The organism is Granulicella paludicola (assembly GCF_025685545.1).
In the GTDB taxonomy this organism is placed as follows: domain Bacteria; phylum Acidobacteriota; class Terriglobia; order Terriglobales; family Acidobacteriaceae; genus Granulicella; species Granulicella paludicola.
In genome coordinates, this window is the sequence record NZ_JAGSYC010000003.1 from 1 (window position 1) to 1,537 (window position 1,537).

The 1,537-nt window shown below is 59.5% G+C and carries 1 protein-coding gene; it reads left to right on the top strand.

What is annotated here, in order from left to right; all coding sequences use genetic code 11:
- The first annotated feature begins 7 nt into the window (after positions 1 to 7).
- On the top strand, positions 8 to 1,195 hold the full coding sequence (gene tuf / locus OHL14_RS00015) for an elongation factor Tu (protein WP_263377253.1): 1,188 nt from the start codon (positions 8 to 10) through the stop codon (positions 1,193 to 1,195).
- Positions 1,196 to 1,537: the final 342 nt, after the last annotated feature.

The window sequence follows — 1,537 nt, forward strand, 5'->3', positions numbered from 1 at the left end:
AGTAGTCATGGCGAAGGAAAAATTTGACCGTAGTAAGCCTCACGTAAACGTTGGAACGATCGGGCACATCGATCATGGTAAGACGACGTTGACGGCGGCGATCACGAAGGTGTTGTCCAAGCACAACCCGAAGAACAGCTTCCGCTCGTTCGACACGATTGATAACGCTCCTGAGGAGCGCGAGCGTGGTATCACGATCTCGACTTCGCATGTGGAGTACGAGACGGCGAACCGCCACTATGCTCACGTCGATTGCCCTGGCCACGCCGACTACATCAAGAACATGATCACGGGCGCAGCGCAGATGGACGGCGCGATCCTGGTGGTGGCAGCAACGGACGGCCCGATGCCCCAGACGAAGGAGCACGTTCTGCTCGCTCGGCAGGTTGGCGTTCCGTACATCGTTGTGTTCCTGAACAAGTGCGATGCAGTGGAAGACGAAGAGCTGATCGACCTGGTGGAGATGGAAGTACGCGAGCTTCTCTCGAAGTACGACTTCCCCGGCGACGACGTTCCGGTCATCCGTGGCTCGGCTCTGGGCGCGCTGAACGGCGAAGCTCAGTGGGAGGCACAGATCGATGCGCTGATGCAGGCTGTCGATGACAACGTTCCTCAGCCCGACCGCCTGGTCGACCTGCCGTTCCTGATGCCGATCGAAGACATCTTCTCGATCTCGGGTCGTGGAACCGTAGTTACCGGCCGTATCGAGCGTGGTCGCATCAAGGTAGGCGAGCCGGCACAGATCGTGGGCTTCCGCGATACGCAGGCGACGACCGTCACCGGCGTCGAGATGTTCAAGAAGCAGCTGGACGAAGGTCTTGCTGGCGACAACGCGGGTCTCCTGCTCCGTGGTACGGCGAAGGACGACGTGGAGCGCGGCATGGTGCTCGCGAAGCCGGGTTCGATCACGCCGCACACGGTGTTCAAGGGCGAGGTCTACGTTCTGTCGAAGGAAGAGGGGGGACGTCATACTCCGTTCTTCAACGGCTACCGCCCGCAGTTCTACTTCCGCACCACGGACGTAACGGGATCGGCGAAGCTGCCGGAAGGCACGGAGATGGTGATGCCGGGCGACAACATCGCGCTCGAGATCACGCTGCACACGCCGGTTGCCATGGAGAAGGGTCTGCGCTTCGCCATCCGTGAGGGTGGACGCACGGTAGGCGCTGGTACGATCTCCGAGATCATCAAGTAACCACTGCGTGGTGGCGGGAGGCGCTTCGCGCGACTCGCCCGAAGCGTGGGCAACACAAGAACGGCGGCCTTCGGGCCGCCGTTTTGCTTGTACCCCCTCTCCCCCATACTTTTGGGATCAAAGTCTTGAAGGGGTGAGGGTTAATCCTGGACTTCAGTACGTGCAGGTCTGGACTGGCAAGAAAACAGCCGCCCACGGCCGATGCCGGGGCGGCTGCTTTTTGTTCTCTATTTCCATTATAGCGAGTTGGAAGTAGTGAACATGCAAATATCTCTTGCGTGAAAACCAGCGTGGTTGTTGGGGATTTCGTAGCCACGCCGGTTTAGGGGCTTGACAGGAATT

Excerpts from the sequence above, each read along its gene's own strand:
- tuf (WP_263377253.1), top strand. The coding sequence starts at position 8 with ATGGCGAAGGAAAAATTTGACCGTAGTAAGCCTCACGTAAACGTTGGA.